The 12,571-nt window shown below is 66.2% G+C and carries 12 protein-coding genes; 9 read left to right on the top strand and 3 right to left on the bottom strand.

Going from position 1 to position 12,571, the window contains the following annotated elements; translation table 11 throughout:
* Positions 1–162: 162 nt before the first annotated feature.
* From waaF to OKW37_RS20015, 3 genes are all read right to left on the bottom strand, one after another.
* Entirely contained in the window at positions 163–1,188 is a 1,026-nt protein-coding gene (gene waaF, locus OKW37_RS20025; RefSeq protein WP_429404544.1) for a lipopolysaccharide heptosyltransferase II, read from the bottom strand.
* Positions 1,189–1,434: 246 nt separating this feature from the next.
* Positions 1,435–1,629: a zinc-finger domain-containing protein gene (locus OKW37_RS20020; RefSeq protein ID WP_008920434.1), complete on the bottom strand. Its 195-nt coding sequence runs from the start codon at positions 1,627–1,629 to the stop codon at positions 1,435–1,437.
* Between the two features lie 74 nt (positions 1,630–1,703).
* Positions 1,704–2,627 (bottom strand): branched-chain amino acid transaminase, encoded by a 924-nt coding sequence (locus OKW37_RS20015; RefSeq protein WP_429356103.1) that lies wholly within the window; start codon positions 2,625–2,627, stop codon positions 1,704–1,706.
* A gap of 226 nt (positions 2,628–2,853) precedes the next feature.
* Here OKW37_RS20015 and OKW37_RS20010 point away from each other — a divergent pair, with 226 nt between their 5' ends.
* The 9 genes from OKW37_RS20010 to OKW37_RS19970 all read left to right on the top strand — a co-directional run bounded on the left by OKW37_RS20010 (position 2,854) and on the right by OKW37_RS19970 (position 12,546).
* Positions 2,854–3,609 (top strand): AzlC family ABC transporter permease, encoded by a 756-nt coding sequence (locus OKW37_RS20010; protein WP_184058334.1) that lies wholly within the window; start codon positions 2,854–2,856, stop codon positions 3,607–3,609.
* Positions 3,606–3,929 carry an AzlD domain-containing protein gene (locus tag OKW37_RS20005; protein WP_184058332.1) on the top strand — a complete coding sequence of 108 codons (324 nt, stop codon included), beginning with the start codon at positions 3,606–3,608 and terminating at the stop codon, positions 3,927–3,929. Before OKW37_RS20010 ends, OKW37_RS20005 begins: the two co-directional genes overlap by 4 nt.
* A 278-nt stretch (positions 3,930–4,207) precedes the next feature.
* Positions 4,208–5,401 carry a phosphoglycerate kinase gene (locus OKW37_RS20000; RefSeq protein WP_184058330.1) on the top strand — a complete coding sequence of 398 codons (1,194 nt, stop codon included), beginning with the start codon at positions 4,208–4,210 and terminating at the stop codon, positions 5,399–5,401.
* A gap of 496 nt (positions 5,402–5,897) precedes the next feature.
* Positions 5,898–7,334 carry a pyruvate kinase gene (gene pyk / locus OKW37_RS19995; RefSeq protein ID WP_018421702.1) on the top strand — a complete coding sequence of 479 codons (1,437 nt, stop codon included), beginning with the start codon at positions 5,898–5,900 and terminating at the stop codon, positions 7,332–7,334.
* 187 nt (positions 7,335–7,521) lie between these two features.
* Positions 7,522–8,586 (top strand): class II fructose-bisphosphate aldolase, encoded by a 1,065-nt coding sequence (gene fba, locus OKW37_RS19990; RefSeq protein WP_184058328.1) that lies wholly within the window; start codon positions 7,522–7,524, stop codon positions 8,584–8,586.
* Positions 8,587–8,719: 133 nt separating this feature from the next.
* Entirely contained in the window at positions 8,720–9,610 is an 891-nt protein-coding gene (locus OKW37_RS19985; RefSeq protein ID WP_184058326.1) for a phosphoribosylaminoimidazolesuccinocarboxamide synthase, read from the top strand.
* Between the two features lie 56 nt (positions 9,611–9,666).
* Positions 9,667–10,185, top strand: coding sequence for a 5-(carboxyamino)imidazole ribonucleotide mutase (purE, locus tag OKW37_RS19980; RefSeq protein ID WP_018421699.1), 519 nt, complete (start codon positions 9,667–9,669; stop codon positions 10,183–10,185).
* A gap of 104 nt (positions 10,186–10,289) precedes the next feature.
* A complete protein-coding gene (locus OKW37_RS19975) occupies positions 10,290–11,486 on the top strand; it encodes a 5-(carboxyamino)imidazole ribonucleotide synthase (RefSeq protein ID WP_429404548.1) in 1,197 nt (398 codons plus the stop codon).
* 10 nt (positions 11,487–11,496) lie between these two features.
* The gene (locus tag OKW37_RS19970; protein WP_429404550.1) at positions 11,497–12,546 is read left to right on the top strand and encodes an L-threonylcarbamoyladenylate synthase; all 1,050 of its coding nucleotides are present in this window, start codon (positions 11,497–11,499) and stop codon (positions 12,544–12,546) included.
* Positions 12,547–12,571 lie beyond the last annotated feature (25 nt).

The raw sequence follows: 12,571 nt of genomic DNA, 5'->3' as shown, positions 1-12,571 counted from the left end.
TTGTCAGTCTCTTGTGCGCGGCGCGCGGTTGCGGGTCTGCGGTAGCGGGACGGTCCAGAGCGCCGGACCATCGCCCCCGGCGTCAGCTTGCCCGTGCCGCAAGGCGCGAACATGACGCGACGCGCTCGGGGCGTGCGGTGTTGCGTGCAAGTACCAGTCGGCTCAGCGCTGCGCGAGCAGCATGCCGCGCAAATCGCCGAAAACCTGCTCGGCGCTCAGCTGCTTCAGACAGTTCAGATGACCGAGCGGGCACTCGCGCTCAAAACAGGGGCTGCATTCGAGATGAAGCCATTGTACCTTCGCGAGCTCGGACAAGGGCGGGGTGTGGCGCGGATCGGTCGAACCGTAGACGGCCACGAGCGGGCGGCGCAGCGCGGCGGCGACGTGCATCAGTCCGGAGTCGTTGGTGACGACCGCGTTGGCCCGCGAGATCAGCGCGCAAGCCTCGCCGAGTGCGGTCTGGCCGCAGAGGTTGCGCACGTTCGGCGCTTTCTCGGCGATCGCCTGCGCGAGCGGCGCGTCTTTCGGCGAACCGAGCGCGACGATTTGCGTGTACGGGAACGACTGGCCGACCATCTGCGCGAGCGACGCGAAGTGCTCGGGCGGCCAGCGCTTCGCGGGACCGTATTCGGCGCCGGGGCAGAACACCAGCAGCGGCACGCGCGTATCGAGATTGAAGCGCGCCGACACGCGCGAGGCCTCGTTCAGGTCCGTGTCGAGGCGCGGCATCGGCAGATCTTCGGGGACCTTGGCGCCTGGCGCATAGGCGAGGGCGGCGTAGTGGCCGACCATCGGCGGGCGGGCGTCCTTGCGCGGATTCGCGTGACGCACGTTCAGCACGCCGTAGCGACTCTCGCCGGTGTAGCCGATGCGCAGCGGAATGCCCGCCAGCCACGGAATCAGCGCCGACTTGAACGAATTCGGCAGCACGTAGGCCGCGTCGTAGCCGACGTCGCGCAGATCGCTCGACAACTGCCAGCGGCGCAGCATCTGCAGCTTGCCGTGGGCGAGATCGGTCGCGTAGACGTCGCGGATTTCCGGTATGCGTTCGAGCACGGGTGCGACCCAGCTGGGCGCGACCGCGTCGATGACGATGCGCGGATGCAATTTCACGAGGCGCGCAAACAGCGGCTGCGCCATCAATGCGTCACCGATCCAGTTCGGTGCGATAACCAACGCGCGACGCATCAGAGTGAGTGTCCGGTGTCGATAACAAGCGCCGCGCGCGCGATGCGCGCGGCACTCGGATAGGTAAATGGGGAAAGCGGAAAGCCGCACGGCGCGATGCCGTTTGGCCACACGCGCCGCGATGGCGGCGCGGCGGCGGTGCGGCCGCACGGGTCGTGCGGTCGAGCCTGCGGCGCGGCGAGCGCGTGATTCAAAACGCGCGCCTCGTGCCGTGCAAGCTGGCTCAGAACCGCTCGATGCGTTGGATCAATGGCCCTTGATCACTTCGCCGTCGCGCAGCTTGTAACGCGTGCTGCAATACGGGCAACGCGCTTCGCCGTGCGACACGTCGATGAAGACGCGCGGATGCGCGCTCCAGCGCGGCATGGCCGGGTTCGGACAATACGCCGGCAGATCTTTTGCCGACAGTTCGACCAGCGGCATTTCCTTGATTTCGCTCATGAGACTTTCTCTTTGTATGCGGGGTGCTTGCAGTGCGCCGCCGTTGGGCTGCGCGGGGCATCTCGAAACGTCGCTCAGATCTTCGTGAGCCAGTGCGCGTATTTCGCGCTCCTGCCGTTCGCGACGTCGAAGAAAGCCGACTGCAGCTTTTCGGTGATCGGGCCGCGCGCGCCAGCGCCGATCGTGCGGTTGTCGAGCTCGCGGATCGGCGTGACTTCGGCCGCCGTGCCGGTGAAGAACGCTTCGTCGCAGGTATAGACTTCGTCGCGCGTGATGCGCTTTTCGATCACCTGCAGGCCCATGTCGCGCGCGAGCGTGATGACGGTGTCGCGCGTGATGCCGTCGAGGCACGACGACAGATCAGGCGTGTACAGCTTGCCGTTGTTGACGAGGAAGAAGTTCTCGCCCGAGCCTTCCGACACGTAGCCGTCGACGTCGAGCAACAGCGCTTCGTCGTAGCCGTCGGCGATCGCTTCCTGGTTCGCGAGGATCGAGTTCACGTACCAGCCCGACGCCTTCGCGCGCACCATCGACACGTTCACGTGATGGCGCGTGAACGACGACGTCTTTACGCGGATGCCCTTGGTGATGCCGTCTTCGCCAAGGTATGCGCCCCACGGCCACGCGGCGATCGCGACGTGAATCGTGTTGCCCTTGGCCGACACGCCGAGCTTTTCCGAGCCGACCCAGATGATCGGGCGCAGATAGCACGACTCGAGCTTGTTCTGGCGGACCACTTCGCGCTGCGCGGCGGCGAGCGTTTCATGGTCGAACGGCACGGCCATCTGGAAGATCTTCGCCGAGTTCAGCAGGCGCTTGGTGTGCTCCTGCAGGCGGAAAATCGCGGTGGCGCCGTCGGCCGTCTTGTAAGCGCGCACGCCCTCGAACACGCCCATGCCGTAGTGCAGCGTATGGGTGAGCACGTGGATTTTGGCATCACGCCACTCGATGAGCTTGCCATCCATCCAGATCTTGCCGTCGCGGTCGGCCATTGACATACGGTTCTCCAGCAGGTGCGTTATGAGGTGCGGCCATGAGCGCAGGACATAGCCGGGAGCGCTATTTTAGCGTCTTTTGCACACACCACGGGCATTTGGGCGCACCCCGGACGCTATAATCCAGCGCACGCATAAATCAAATCCGGATGCGCCAGCGGGTGGTCTCGCAAGCTGGCGCCGACCTGGCCTTCTTGACGGCGTTTCCTGCGCCCGCACCCTTCGCCCGATGCTCGCTCGACTGTCCGACACCGATCGCCGCGCTTTTCGTGAAGGCGCGCGCGCCTATGCCCCCACGCTGATGGCGATTTTTTCCTGGGGCCTCGTGACCGGCATCGCGATGAGCAAGTCCGTGCTGACGCTGCCCCAGGCGCTCACGATGTCGCTGCTGTGCTACGCCGGATCGTCGCAGCTGGCGGTGTTGCCGCTCCTCGCCGCGAAGCTGCCGGTGTGGACCGTGCTGCTGACCGCGGCGATGGTCAACACCCGCTTCGTGATCTTCAGCGCCGGCCTCGCGCCGCACTTCTCGTATCTGTCGATGTGGCGGCGCATCGTGCTGGGCTATTTCAACGGCGACGTGATCTATCTGCTATTCGTCAAGAAGAGCTTTCCGACCGGCTACGTGCCGGGCAAGGAGGCATACTTCTGGGGCATGGCGGTATCGAGCTGGCTGTCGTGGCAGGTGTCGTCGATCATCGGCATCCTGCTCGCGAGCCTGATTCCGGACAACTGGGGGCTCGCGCTGGCCGGCACGCTCGCGCTGCTGCCGGTGATGGTGTCGTCGATCGCCACCCGCTCGACGCTGGTCGCGGTCAGCGTGGCCGGCATCGTGTCGCTGCTCGCGCTCGATCTGCCGTACCGGCTGGCGTTGCTGCTCGCGGTGATCGCGGCGATCGCGGCCGGCAGCGCGGCCGACCTGATGATCGAGCGCGCCGACCTGCGCCGCATTCGTGGCGTGAACGATCGCGCCGGAGACTCCCGATGACCACCACGCAAATCTGGCTCGCCATTTTCGGCATGACCTTCGTCACCGCGCTCACGCGCGCGATGTTCCTGATCGGCGGCGAGCGCACGGTACTGCCGGCGCGCGTGCAGAAGATGCTGCGCTACGCGCCGGCCGCCGCGCTCGCCGCGGTGGTGGTGCCCGACGTGCTGACGACGTCCGATGGGCTGTCGTTCGCGCCTTCCAACCATGAGCTTTACGCGACGCTCGCCGGCCTCGGCTGGTTTTTGTGGCGGCGCACCATGCTCGGCACGATCGTGACCGGAATGGTCGTATTCACGCTGATGCGCGTCTTCCTGTGAGGGCCGGGCCCGGGGTGCGGCGATGAATGCTACGCCGCGGCATCCGCGGCCTTGCGATCAAATCCGCGACATTCGCTGTGTCGCGGATCAGAAGGCCGTTGGGATCAGTTAAAATGCCTTTTCCGGGTTGAGCGCGCCGCGGCAAGGCGCCTGGTGCCGCGGCCGGCCGCCGGCGCCCGATCCCGCGGAGCCGTTGGGCCGAAGCGCTGGAGTTCGCTGCGCCTCGTCCCCGCGCGCTGACCGTCACCGCCTTCTCATCAACTCGCATACTCAAGCCCATGAACAAGGTATTGCGTCTCTCCGACCTGATCGCCGAAGGCAAGCTGTCCGGCAAACGCGTGTTCATCCGCGCCGATCTGAACGTGCCGCAGGACGATCAAGGCAACATCACCGAAGACACCCGCATCCGCGCTTCCGTGCCGGCCATCAAGGCCGCGCTCGACGCCGGCGCCGCGGTGATGGTCACCTCGCACCTTGGCCGTCCGACCGAAGGCGACTTCAAGCCGGAAGATTCGCTCGCACCGGTGGCGAAGCGTCTCGCGGAGCTGCTCGGCCGCGACGTGCCGCTCGTCGCGAATTGGGTCGAAAACGGCGTGAACGTCGCGCCGGGCTCGGTCGTGCTGCTCGAAAACTGCCGCGTCAACAAGGGCGAAAAGAAAGATTCCGACGAGCTCGCGCAGAAAATGGCCAAGCTCTGCGATATCTACGTGAACGACGCGTTCGGCACCGCCCACCGCGCCGAAGCGACTACGCACGGCATCGCGAAGTACGCGCCGGTTGCCTGCGCGGGTCCGCTGCTCGCCGCTGAGCTCGAAGCGCTCGGCAAGGCGCTCGGCGCACCGAAGCGTCCGCTCGTGGCGATCGTCGCGGGCTCCAAGGTGTCGACCAAGCTGACCATCCTGAAGTCGCTCGCGGAGAAGGTCGACCAGCTGATCGTTGGCGGCGGCATCGCCAATACGTTCATGCTCGCGGCCGGCCTGAAGATCGGCAAGTCGCTCGCCGAAGCCGATCTGGTCGACGAAGCGAAGGCGATCATCGACGCGGCCAAGGCCCGCGGCGCCTCGGTGCCGATCCCGACCGACGTCGTCACGGCCAAGGAGTTCTCGCCGAGCGCGAAGGCAGAAGTAAAGGCCGTCGCCGATGTGCAGGACGACGACATGATCCTCGACATCGGCCCGGAAACGGCCAAGGTGCTCGCCGCCCAACTCGAGAAGGCCGGCACGATCGTGTGGAACGGCCCGGTCGGCGTGTTCGAGTTCGACCAGTTCGGCAACGGCACGAAGACGCTCGCGGACGCGATCGCGCGCTCGGCGGCGTTCTCGATCGCAGGCGGCGGCGATACGCTCGCGGCAATCGCCAAGTACGGCATCCACGACCAGGTGAGCTACATTTCCACGGGCGGCGGCGCATTCCTCGAGTTCCTCGAGGGCAAGAAGCTGCCGGCGGTAGAAGTTCTGGAATCGCGGGCTTAACGTGGCGACGCGCTCCCCAGCGGCGAAGTCGACCAAGGCGCGTGGCGTGAAAGCGCAGCGCGGTAGCGCGGCAACGCCGGCAGGGGAGCGCCCGACACGCGCGGCCGCTGCGTCGGCAGCGGCCGGACAGGACGTGGCTGCCGAAGCGCCGATAGCGCCCACGGCCACCGAACCGGCGCTAGCCGCCGGAGCGCCCGCGGGACCGGTTGCAGCGCATGCTCCGACCGGCGACGCGGAGCAGCCCCCAACGGCACAGGTCGAAGCTGCTCAACGCGATTCGGCCCAGCCGGAACAGCCTTCCGGCAAGCAGGGCAGCAAATCTCCGGCGCGCGAGGCGCCGCTCTCGAATACCGCATCACCCGCATCACCCGCATCACTCCACAAAGCGACACCGGCCACAACCGGCGCGCGACCCCAGGCAGCATCTTTCGATGCGCGAACTCCGCAGCAGCCCCGCAGCGCTCTTACCAGCGATCCTATCCAGACGAGGAGACTCATGCATCGCGCCACCAAGATTGTCGCTACTATCGGTCCGGCTTCCAGCACGCCGGAAATCCTGCTGCAAATGATTCAGGCGGGATTGGACGTGGTGCGGCTCAATTTCTCACACGGCACCGCGGACGACCATCGCCAGCGCGCCGAATTCGTGCGCGAGGCGGCCCGCCAGGCCGGCCGCGAAGTCGCCATCATGGCTGACCTGCAAGGCCCGAAAATCCGAGTCGGCAAATTCGAGAACGGCCGCACGACGCTCGTCACCGGCAATCCGTTCGTCCTCGATGCCGACTGCGAGCTCGGCAACGACGAGCGCGTCGGCCTCGACTACAAGGATCTGCCGCGCGACCTGAAGCCGGGCGACGTACTGCTGCTCAACGACGGCCTGATCGTGCTGAACGTGCAGCGCCTGATCGGCAACGAGATCCACACGGTCGTGAAGATCGGCGGCGAGCTGTCGAACAACAAGGGCATCAACCGCCAGGGCGGCGGTCTGTCGGCGCCCGCGCTGACCGCCAAAGACATGGAGGACATCCGCACGGCGATGTCGCTCGGCGTCGATTTCGTCGCGGTGTCGTTCCCGAAAAACGCGACCGACATGGAAATGGCCCGCCAGCTCGCGAACATCGCCGGCGCGCCGTACGGCATCAAGCCGAAGATGATCGCGAAGATCGAGCGCGCGGAAGCGATTCCGGCGCTGCAAGGCATCCTCGACGCGTCGGACGGCATCATGGTCGCGCGTGGCGATCTGGCTGTGGAAGTGGGCAATGCCGCGGTGCCGGCGCTGCAAAAGCGCATGATCCGGATGGCGCGCGAATCGAACAAGTTCGTGATCACCGCGACGCAAATGATGGAGTCGATGATCCACGCGCCGGTGCCGACCCGCGCGGAAGTGTCGGACGTCGCCAACGCGGTGCTCGACGGCACGGACGCGGTGATGCTGTCGGCGGAATCGGCGGCGGGCAAGTACCCGGTGCAGACCATCGAGACGATGGCCGCGATTTGCGTCGAAGCGGAAAAGTCCGAGCAGTCGGAGCTCGACAAGGACTTCCTCGACCGCACGTTCACGCGGATCGACCAGTCGATCGCGATGGGCGCGCTGTTCACCGCCTATCACCTGGGCGCCAAGGCCATCGTCGCGCTGACCGAATCGGGCTCGACCGCGCTGTGGATGTCGCGTCACTGGACCCACGTGCCGATCTTCGCGCTGACGCCGCGCGTCGGCAGCGAACGGGCGATGGCGCTGTACCGCAACGTGACGTCGCTGCATCTGGACACCAACACCGACCGCGACACGGCGCTGCAGCAGGCGCTCGAAACGGTGGTCGGCAAGGGCTACGCGTCGCACGGCGACATGGTCGTGCTGACGGTCGGCGAGCCGATGGGTCAGGCGGGCGGCACCAACACGTTGAAGATCGTGCGGGTCGGTGAACCGTACTGATCAGGCAGGACTGCTCGATCGGCACGGGCTCGATTGAGCGAAGCAGGGCGGCGAAACCCGTACGGTCCATGTGCGACGGCGCACCAAAGCGCCGCTGTCATCGCGGGAACGCCGCCTGCTTCGCGATAAAATCGCCGCAAAAGATGCCGACGGCAAAAGAATTCGTTTCAATCTAAGGAGTTTCAGCATGCCTCTCGTATCAATGCGTCAACTGCTGGACCATGCTGCGGAAAACGGCTATGGCCTTCCGGCATTCAACGTGAACAATCTGGAGCAGGTGCAGGCGATCATGGCCGCGGCCGACAAGGTCAACGCCCCAGTCATCATGCAGGCGTCGGCCGGTGCGCGTAAGTACGCGGGCGAGCCGTTCCTGCGTCATCTGATCGAAGCGGCGGTCGAGTCGTATCCGCACATTCCGGTCGTGATGCACCAGGACCACGGTCAGTCGCCGGCGGTCTGCATGGCGGCGATTCGCAGCGGCTTCACCAGCGTGATGATGGACGGTTCGCTCGAAGCCGACGGCAAGACGGTCGCATCGTACGAGTACAACGTCGAAGTGTCGCGCAAGGTCGTCGAGGCGGCGCACTCGATCGGCGTCACCGTGGAAGCGGAGCTGGGCGTGCTCGGTTCGCTCGAAACGATGAAGGGCGACAAGGAAGACGGCCACGGCGCCGAAGGCACGATGACGCGTGAACAACTGCTGACCGATCCGGAGCAGGCCGCCGACTTCGTCAAGCTGACCCAGTGCGACGCGCTGGCCATCGCGATCGGCACCTCGCACGGCGCCTACAAGTTCAGCAAGAAGCCGACGGGAGATATTCTCTCGATCCAGCGCATCAAGGAAATCCATCAGCGCATTCCGAACACGCACCTCGTGATGCACGGCTCGTCGTCGGTGCCGCAGGAGCTGCTCGCGGAAATCCGCGAATTCGGCGGCGACATGAAGGAAACCTACGGCGTGCCGGTCGAAGAAATCCAGGAAGGCATCCGTCACGGCGTGCGCAAGGTCAACATCGATACCGACCTGCGTCTGGCGATCACGGGCGCGATCCGCCGCTACATGGCGACCAACCCGGGCAAGTTCGATCCGCGCGATTACCTGAAGCCGGCGCGCGAAGCGGCGATGAAGATCTGTATCGACCGTTACATGCAATTCGGCTGCGAAGGCCAGGCTGGCAAGATCAAGCCGGTTTCGCTTGATAAAATTGCGCAGAAGTACAAGTCGGGCGAGCTCGCGCAAGTCGTCCGTTAAGCTGTAGTTTTGGCTCCGCGCCTGGCCGTTTGGCCAGGTTGTCGTCCGATCGCCGTTCCCGCATCATCGGGGGAACGGCGTTTCCCTTTTGTTCCGGTCACATTTTTTGCACCACTTTTAGCGAACCACGACGATGTCTACCCTCTACGAATCCACGCTCCGCTCGCTGCCGCTGCTCGGCCGCGGCAAAGTCCGCGACAACTATGCCGTGGGCAACGACCAGTTGCTGATCGTCACGACCGACCGTCTGTCGGCGTTCGACGTGATCATGGGCGAGCCGATTCCGAACAAGGGTCACGTGCTCAACGCGATGGCCAACTTCTGGTTCGAGAAACTGAAGCACGTGGTGCCGAACCACCTGACGGGCGTCGCGCCGGAGTCGGTGGTCGCGCCGGACGAAGTCGAGCAGGTCAAGGGGCGCGCGGTGGTCGTTAAGCGTCTCGAGCCGATCCTCGTCGAAGCGGTGGTGCGCGGCTATCTGGCCGGCAGTGGCTGGAAAGATTACCAGGCCACCGGTTCGGTCTGCGGCGTGCAACTGCCGCCGGGTCTGCAGAACGCGCAGAAGCTGCCCGAGCCGATCTTCACGCCGGCCGCCAAGGCCGAGATGGGCCACCACGACGAAAACATCACCTACGACGAGATGGAGCGCCGCATCGGCACCGAACTGTCGGCCACGATCCGCGACATTTCGATCCGTCTGTATAAGGAAGCCGCTGATTACGCGGCCACGCGCGGCATCATCATTGCGGACACGAAGTTCGAATTCGGTCTGGACAACCAGGGCAAGCTGTACCTGATGGACGAGGCGCTGACCGCCGATTCGTCGCGCTTCTGGCCGGCGGACCAGTACCGGGTCGGCACGAACCCGCCATCGTTCGACAAGCAGTTCGTGCGCGACTGGCTCGAAACCCAGCCGTGGAAGAAAGAGCCGCCGGCGCCGAAGCTGCCGGACGACGTGGTCGCGAAAACGGGCGAGAAGTACCAGGAAGCGCTCGAGCGCCTGACCGGCCACAAGCTCGACTGATGTGATCGCGCGCGCCGTGCCAGGCGCGCATCGCCGGGAAACAAGGAAGCCGTAAGATGAGTGAAGCACAAACCGCCCATACGCATGATGCGCCGGTCGTCGGCGTATTGATGGGCTCCAGTTCCGACTGGGAAGTGATGAAAAACGCCGTCGCGATTCTGCAGGAATTCGGCGTGCCGTACGAAGCGAAGGTCGTGTCCGCGCACCGCATGCCCGACGAAATGTTCGCCTATGCTGAAAGCGCGCGCGAGCGCGGCATTCGCGCGATCATCGCGGGTGCGGGCGGCGCCGCGCATCTGCCGGGCATGCTGGCCGCGAAGACCACGGTGCCGGTGCTTGGCGTGCCGGTCGCGAGCAAGTATCTGAAGGGCGTCGATTCGCTGCATTCGATCGTGCAGATGCCCAAGGGTGTGCCGGTCGCGACGTTTGCGATCGGCGAGGCGGGTGCCGCGAACGCGGCGCTGTTCGCGGTGTCCCTGCTCTCCGGCACCAGCGCCGAATACGCGGACAAGCTCGCTGCATTCCGTGTGCGCCAGAACGAAGCGGCTCACGCGATGGTATTGCCGGCGCTGTAAGCGCGCTGGTTGTTTTATAAGACGTCTCCTGTCCGACCCCCGGCCGGATGCCCGCCGCTCGCTGTGCGAGCGCGACGCGTATCCGGCCGCGACCGACCACCAAGATGAACCCTGACAACACACCGGTTTCACCGATTCTGCCCGGCGCATGGCTTGGCATGGTCGGTGGCGGCCAGCTCGGCCGCATGTTCTGTTTTGCCGCCCAGGCGATGGGCTATCGCGTCGCCGTGCTCGACCCGGACGAAACCAGCCCGGCCGGCGCGGTCGCCGATCGCCACCTGCGCGCGGCCTACGGCGACGAAGCGGCGCTGACCGAACTCGCGCGGTTGTGCGCGGCGGTGTCGACCGAATTCGAGAACGTGCCGTCCGCGAGCCTCGACTTTCTCGGCAAGACCACCTTCGTGAGCCCGGCGGGGCGTTGCGTCGCCGTCGCGCAGGACCGGATCGCCGAGAAGCGCTTTATCGCGTCGTCGGGTGTGACGGTTGCGCCGCACGTCGTGATCGAGTCGTCGGATGCGCTTGCGGCGCTGGGCGATGGCGAGCTCGAAGCGGTGCTGCCCGGCATCCTGAAAACGGCGCGCATGGGTTACGACGGCAAAGGCCAGATTCGCGTGCGCAACGCCGAGGAAGTGCGCGAGGCGCATGCGTCGCTCGGCGGCGTGCCGTGTGTGCTCGAGAAGCGCCTGCCGCTGAAGTTCGAGGTGTCGGCGCTGATCGCGCGCGCGGCGAGCGGGGCGTCGGTGGTCTATCCGCTCGCGCAGAACACCCATCGCGACGGCGTGCTGTCGCACACCATCGTCCCCGCGCCGGACGCGTCGCCGGTGCTCGTGCAGCAGGCTCAACAGGCCGCGCTGCAGATCGCCGAGAAGCTCGGCTACGTCGGCGTGCTGTGCGTCGAATTCTTCATTCTCGAAGACGGCTCGCTGGTCGCCAACGAAATGGCGCCGCGCCCGCATAACTCCGGCCACTACACGGTCGACGCGTGCGCGACGAGCCAGTTCGAGCAGCAGGTGCGCGCGATGACCAGCATGCCGCTCGGCGACACGCGCCAGCATTCGCCGGCGGTGATGCTGAACATCCTCGGCGACGTGTGGTTTCCGGACGGTCCGAAGCGCGCGGCGGTCACGCCGCCGTGGCAGGAAGTCGCCGCGATGCCGTCAGCGCGCCTGCATCTGTACGGCAAGGAAGAGGCGCGTTGCGGCCGCAAGATGGGCCACGTGAACTTCACCGCGCCGACCCTCGAAGAAGCCCGCACCGCGGCGCGCGATTGCGCGCGGCTGCTGCACATCGCCACCAGCTGACGCGCGCGCCATGCCGGATCAACTGAAACCCGCCGAGGACGCTACCAACGCGTTGCCGGTCAGCGCCGCGCAGATCGAGCACGCGGCGGCCTTGCTCGACGCGGGGGGGCTGGTCGCGTTTCCGACGGAAACCGTGTACGGCCTCGGCGGCGATGCCGAGAACCCGGACGCGGTCGCGCGCATTTACGCGGCGAAGGGGCGGCCGGCCAATCATCCGGTGATCGTGCATCTCGCGCCGCATGGCGATCCGAACTACTGGGTCGAGTATTTGCCGGCGGATGCGCAGCGTCTGATCGACGCGTTCTGGCCGGGACCGCTCACGCTGATCCTCAAGCGCGCTGCGCGCATTCCGGCGGCGGTCAGCGGCGGGCAGGACTCCGTGGGACTGCGCTGCCCGTCGCATCCGGTTGCGCAGGCGTTGCTCGATGCATTCAGCGCGTTGCGCGGCGGGCATGGCGGCGTCGCCGCGCCGTCGGCGAACCGCTTCGGGCATGTGAGCCCGACCACCGCGCAGCATGTGCGCGACGAGTTCGGCAGCGCGATTCATGTGCTCGATGGCGGCGCGTCGGATGTCGGTATCGAGTCGACGATTCTCGATCTGTCGCGCGGCTTTCCGGCGCTGCTGAGGCCCGGTCGCGTGACGCCGCAGGATATCGCCGACGTGCTCGGCGAGGCGCCGCGTCTGCCCGACGGGTCGGACGCGACCGCGCCGCGCGCGTCGGGCACGTTGAAAGCGCATTACGCGCCGCGCACGCCGCTCGTGCTGCTGCCATTCGGCGAGCTCGAGCCGCTTCTCGCGGTGCGCGAGCCGGGCGAGCGCGTCGCGCTGGTCGCGCGCGCGTCGCGTGCGGGACAGTGGGCCGATGTCGACGGCGTGCATTTCGTCGCCGCGCCGGAAGATCCGCACGTCTATGCACGCGAGCTCTACGGCTTGCTACGCGCGCTCGATCGCGCGAACGTCACGCGGATTCTGATCGAGAAGCTGCCCGATACGATCGAATGGATCGCGGTCAACGATCGGCTCGGGCGCGCGGCGGCGGCGTTCGAAGCGCAGCACTGACGCAATCGGCTCGCTGCGCTGCATG

The organism is Paraburkholderia sp. MM5482-R2 (assembly GCF_050436125.1).
Lineage (GTDB): Bacteria > Pseudomonadota > Gammaproteobacteria > Burkholderiales > Burkholderiaceae > Paraburkholderia > Paraburkholderia tuberum.
The sequence above is the reverse complement of the archived record's forward strand: the minus strand, read 5'-3'. Positions and strand labels throughout refer to the sequence as shown.

Excerpts from the sequence above, each read along its gene's own strand:
- waaF (WP_429404544.1), bottom strand. The coding sequence starts at position 1,188 with ATGCGTCGCGCGTTGGTTATCGCACCGAACTGGATCGGTGACGCATTG.
- OKW37_RS20020 (WP_008920434.1), bottom strand. The coding sequence starts at position 1,629 with ATGAGCGAAATCAAGGAAATGCCGCTGGTCGAACTGTCGGCAAAAGAT.
- OKW37_RS20015 (WP_429356103.1), bottom strand. The coding sequence starts at position 2,627 with ATGTCAATGGCCGACCGCGACGGCAAGATCTGGATGGATGGCAAGCTC.
- OKW37_RS20010 (WP_184058334.1), top strand. The coding sequence starts at position 2,854 with ATGCTCGCTCGACTGTCCGACACCGATCGCCGCGCTTTTCGTGAAGGC.
- OKW37_RS20005 (WP_184058332.1), top strand. The coding sequence starts at position 3,606 with ATGACCACCACGCAAATCTGGCTCGCCATTTTCGGCATGACCTTCGTC.
- OKW37_RS20000 (WP_184058330.1), top strand. The coding sequence starts at position 4,208 with ATGAACAAGGTATTGCGTCTCTCCGACCTGATCGCCGAAGGCAAGCTG.
- pyk (WP_018421702.1), top strand. The coding sequence starts at position 5,898 with ATGCATCGCGCCACCAAGATTGTCGCTACTATCGGTCCGGCTTCCAGC.
- fba (WP_184058328.1), top strand. The coding sequence starts at position 7,522 with ATGCCTCTCGTATCAATGCGTCAACTGCTGGACCATGCTGCGGAAAAC.
- OKW37_RS19985 (WP_184058326.1), top strand. The coding sequence starts at position 8,720 with ATGTCTACCCTCTACGAATCCACGCTCCGCTCGCTGCCGCTGCTCGGC.
- purE (WP_018421699.1), top strand. The coding sequence starts at position 9,667 with ATGAGTGAAGCACAAACCGCCCATACGCATGATGCGCCGGTCGTCGGC.
- OKW37_RS19975 (WP_429404548.1), top strand. The coding sequence starts at position 10,290 with ATGAACCCTGACAACACACCGGTTTCACCGATTCTGCCCGGCGCATGG.
- OKW37_RS19970 (WP_429404550.1), top strand. The coding sequence starts at position 11,497 with ATGCCGGATCAACTGAAACCCGCCGAGGACGCTACCAACGCGTTGCCG.